Here is a 3514-nt window from a genome sequence, read left to right as displayed (position 1 = left end):
ACCCTAAACTGCAACGTTATAGTTATTGAAATTTTTGGATGACATAGAATTCGGCGCATAGATAAAATATATGTTCATAATTCTATCTAGACTTCAATCTCCCCTACTGCCCAAACTATATAATAGGTATTCAATTTGATATAAAATTAAGACAATAGCCTTCAACGTTATAACCTAATTCTGCTTTAATTCCATTGGGAAGTTTCATAATTAAAAACTCTTTAATTAGAGCAATTTCTCCTGCGCTAAACCCCACTCAAAACCAACGCAGCATTTTGCCCACCAAACCCAAAACTCAAACATAAAACATTTTCCACCTGACACTGACGACCATACCTAACCAAGTCTAAGTCAAATTCTGCCTCACTTAATCCCACACAGGGAGGTAAAATCTGATGCTCGATCGCCATCAAACAAAATACTGCCCCCAATGCTCCAGATGCTCCCAATGTATGACCTGTTGCTCCCTTTGTCGAACTAACTGCCACTTTCTGAGGAAAAATTTGCTCAATTAAATTAGCTTCATGACGATCGTTTAATTGAGTTGCCGTTCCATGAGCATGAACATAGTCAATATCTTCAGCAGATAAACCGCTTCTTTCCAAACATTGAGCGATCGCTGATATTGCACTTTTGCCACCCAAGTCTGGAGCATTACCATGACTCGCATCATTTGTCAAACCCAAGCCCCGAATTTGACCATAAATTTTAGCCGATCTTTGCCGTGCAAATTCAGCAGACTCCAATACCAAAACAGCAGCTCCTTCCCCCAAAACTAATCCTTCCCGACAGCAGTCAAAAGGATAAGCACCTGTTTGAGCCAAAGCTCCCATTTTTCTAAATCCTGCTATAGTAAGCGGTGTAATAGGAGATTCCACAGCACCCGCGATCGCCTGTTGACATTGACCTGTTTCTATTAACTCCACAGCACGAGCGATCGCCCATATCCCTGTTGCACAAGCAGCCATTGGAGCTAGTACAGCACCCTTTGCTCCTATCTGACTCGCAGCAAAAATAGCAAGTTGATGGGGTAAAAAACCAATAAATGAAGTGTCATCTTTTTCCAGATCGTTTTGCTGACAATCTCCAATAAACTGCTTTTTTGCCAACTTTTCCAGCATTCCTTGATAGCCACGACTAGAACCTATGACTACACCACATTCAGGTAAGGGCAGTGCTAAACCTGAAGATTTGACAGCAGCTTCTACGACTTCCTTGGTTAACTGAGTTAAATTAGCAGGTTGAAAATTTATTAAACCCAAAGGAAGGGGAGGTAATTCTGCAAAAGGTTGATGTAACTCAATAGCAGACTTACCCTCCAACAGTTTTTTCCAACTTCTATCGAGGTTCCCCAAGGCAGAAGTGAGACTGATACCCGTAACTACAACTTCCACAATTAAGTTATCAAAATAATATGGGTCTAAAACCCCGCCTTGATTGGCGAAATATTTTTGGAGCGAAGCTCAAATCCCCTACTTCACCTCCTGGGAGGGGTTAGGGGTGGGTTAACTTCTGACTTCTGACTTCTGACTTCATTAAGATTCGCTGCTATTGGGTATGGTTAGGTTTTCCAAACCTTCAACTACTTTAGCTGACTCAATGCGATCGCCAGCTTCAATTTTATCCACAACTTCTTTCATCCCCTGTGTCACATAACCAAATACGGCATAGTTACCATTCAAGAAAGGCAGGTCGGTTAAAGTAAAATAAAATTGGGATGAAGCAGAATCAGGAAATTGAGAGCGGGCCATTGCTACAGCACCTCTTATATGAGGCAAAACAGGCGACTGCGCAATACCAGCATCTTCTAAAGTGTTACTGTAAACTGGTTCCGAAGCATCTTGAGGTTTAATTTCTAGAGGAATGTAACGTTCGCTAGAGGTTGTGGGGTCTATAAAACCTCCTGTACCTAAATTATTTAAAGAGATATTGAGGTCTTTACTTTGAGGATCGCCACCCTGAACCACAAAAGGTTGAGGTTCGCGCACTACTCGGTGAAATACTAACCCATCATAAACCCCTTTTTCAACTAAATCAATAAAGTTACCTGCTGTGATCGGAGCATTTGCACCATCGACTTCTATGGTAATAGGAGAAGAATTTACAGTCATCACTACTGTTGCTTTACCGTCGAGGCGAGGTAAACTGCTGTATTTAGGAGCTAATGTTGTTTGACTTGATATGGTTGAAACTTCTGTATTAGGAGTAGAGTCTGCAGTACATCCTGTCACTAAAAAAGTTGCGACTATGATTAATGACAATAACAACTGACTGATTTTTCTTTGCATTTTCACTCACAATTCAATGTTGATTTTTTGAGACTCTCATCGTTAAATCAAAAATTATAACGGGAGTCTCTTGTTTGACTAACGCAACGCTACGCATTTCATGCGGACATTTTTAAATGTTCAAACTTACTCAGGAATTACTTCTAACTTCTAATAGTTTCCAACTTTAAAATGTCAAATAATTGTCCGAAACTATGGTCATTATCAAAGTTTTTCCTCGATCAAATCTAACTTTTGACTTCTGACTTATACTATAGCCCTTCCAAAGGAGCTTGAAGAAACTGTGCCAGTTGAGCCGCTTCATTTTCTAGTTTTGACAAGGCCAATGGCTGACCTACACGGGTAAGAGGAATTTGCCGACTATCTTTTAGACGAAGATATATAGCTCTACGAGGATTGAGACCTTCTTTAATATCTACCTTAATAGATTGCACATTTTCTATAGGACAAGTTAATTCTACTTTACGGTTCTTACCGGGAAATCCCCAGCGGAAAATCATCACCTGGCCTTTTTCTTGGTTAAACTCATTGTAGCCACCACCAATGTCCCAAATAATAGTTAACCACAAAAATAGTCCATAGAGTGTACCAAGCACACCATAAAATCCCATAGCTATTCCCTGGGGTAAGAAATTTAGTTGGCTAGGGTCAGCAACAAATAATAGATTAACTTTGAGGTAGCTAGATATCCCTGATAAGAGGAAACCAATCCCTCCCATACTGACAATTACAGCCCAGAAGTAATTACTAAGACGACGAGACCCTATAATTTCTTTACGGAGTAAGCGATCGCCTATCAAAGTTTGAGTAGTCATAAATCCTCATACATATATCTACGATAATTCTCAATTTTAAAATTTTTTAGACCCAAAATATATTATTTTCTAAAATCTAAAGAAAAGCTTAAATTTATTTAAGCTACTGAAAAAGATAATTGCAAAATTTATTAAATATATATATACTTATGTTAACTTGCTTAAGTAAGAAAGCAAACTTTTTAACAAAAACAGCGGGAAGTCCCGCGCTTTCCCGAAAGGGAACATAAAAAAACAGGGGGAGGACATCACCTCTGTATAAACAGCGACTCCTTTGCGAGTTGAAGAATCCCGCAGTGTTGCGTAAGCGCAACGTCGGGAATATGTCAATAAAAGCAAGAGGATATAAAAGTAGTATGACTGTAGCAGTCGGACGCGCCCAAAGTCAACGAGGACCATTTGATGTCCTAG

3 protein-coding genes are annotated in these 3514 nt (G+C 39.6%); all 3 read right to left on the bottom strand.

The window, feature by feature from the left end; genetic code table 11:
• Nucleotides 1–245: 245 nt before the first annotated feature.
• Nucleotides 246–1394: a beta-ketoacyl-ACP synthase gene (locus AC3DU7_RS28820; protein ID WP_488042689.1), complete on the bottom strand. Its 1149-nt coding sequence runs from the start codon at nucleotides 1392–1394 to the stop codon at nucleotides 246–248.
• Between the two features lie 141 nt (nucleotides 1395–1535).
• Complete coding sequence (locus tag AC3DU7_RS28815; RefSeq protein ID WP_488042688.1) at nucleotides 1536–2288, bottom strand: peptidylprolyl isomerase; 753 nt, start codon at nucleotides 2286–2288, stop codon at nucleotides 1536–1538.
• A gap of 251 nt (nucleotides 2289–2539) precedes the next feature.
• Nucleotides 2540–3103, bottom strand: a complete 564-nt coding sequence (locus AC3DU7_RS28810) for a photosystem I assembly protein Ycf4 (RefSeq protein ID WP_488042687.1) — start codon at nucleotides 3101–3103, stop codon at nucleotides 2540–2542.
• Nucleotides 3104–3514: the final 411 nt, after the last annotated feature.

The organism is Okeania sp., from assembly GCF_983059655.1.
The sequence above is the reverse complement of the archived record's forward strand: the minus strand, read 5'-3'. Positions and strand labels throughout refer to the sequence as shown.

What these genes read in the sequence shown, in the direction of transcription:
- AC3DU7_RS28810 (WP_488042687.1), bottom strand. Translation starts at nt 3,103, where the DNA reads ATGACTACTCAAACTTTGATAGGCGATCGCTTACTCCGTAAAGAAATT.
- AC3DU7_RS28815 (WP_488042688.1), bottom strand. Translation starts at nt 2,288, where the DNA reads ATGCAAAGAAAAATCAGTCAGTTGTTATTGTCATTAATCATAGTCGCA.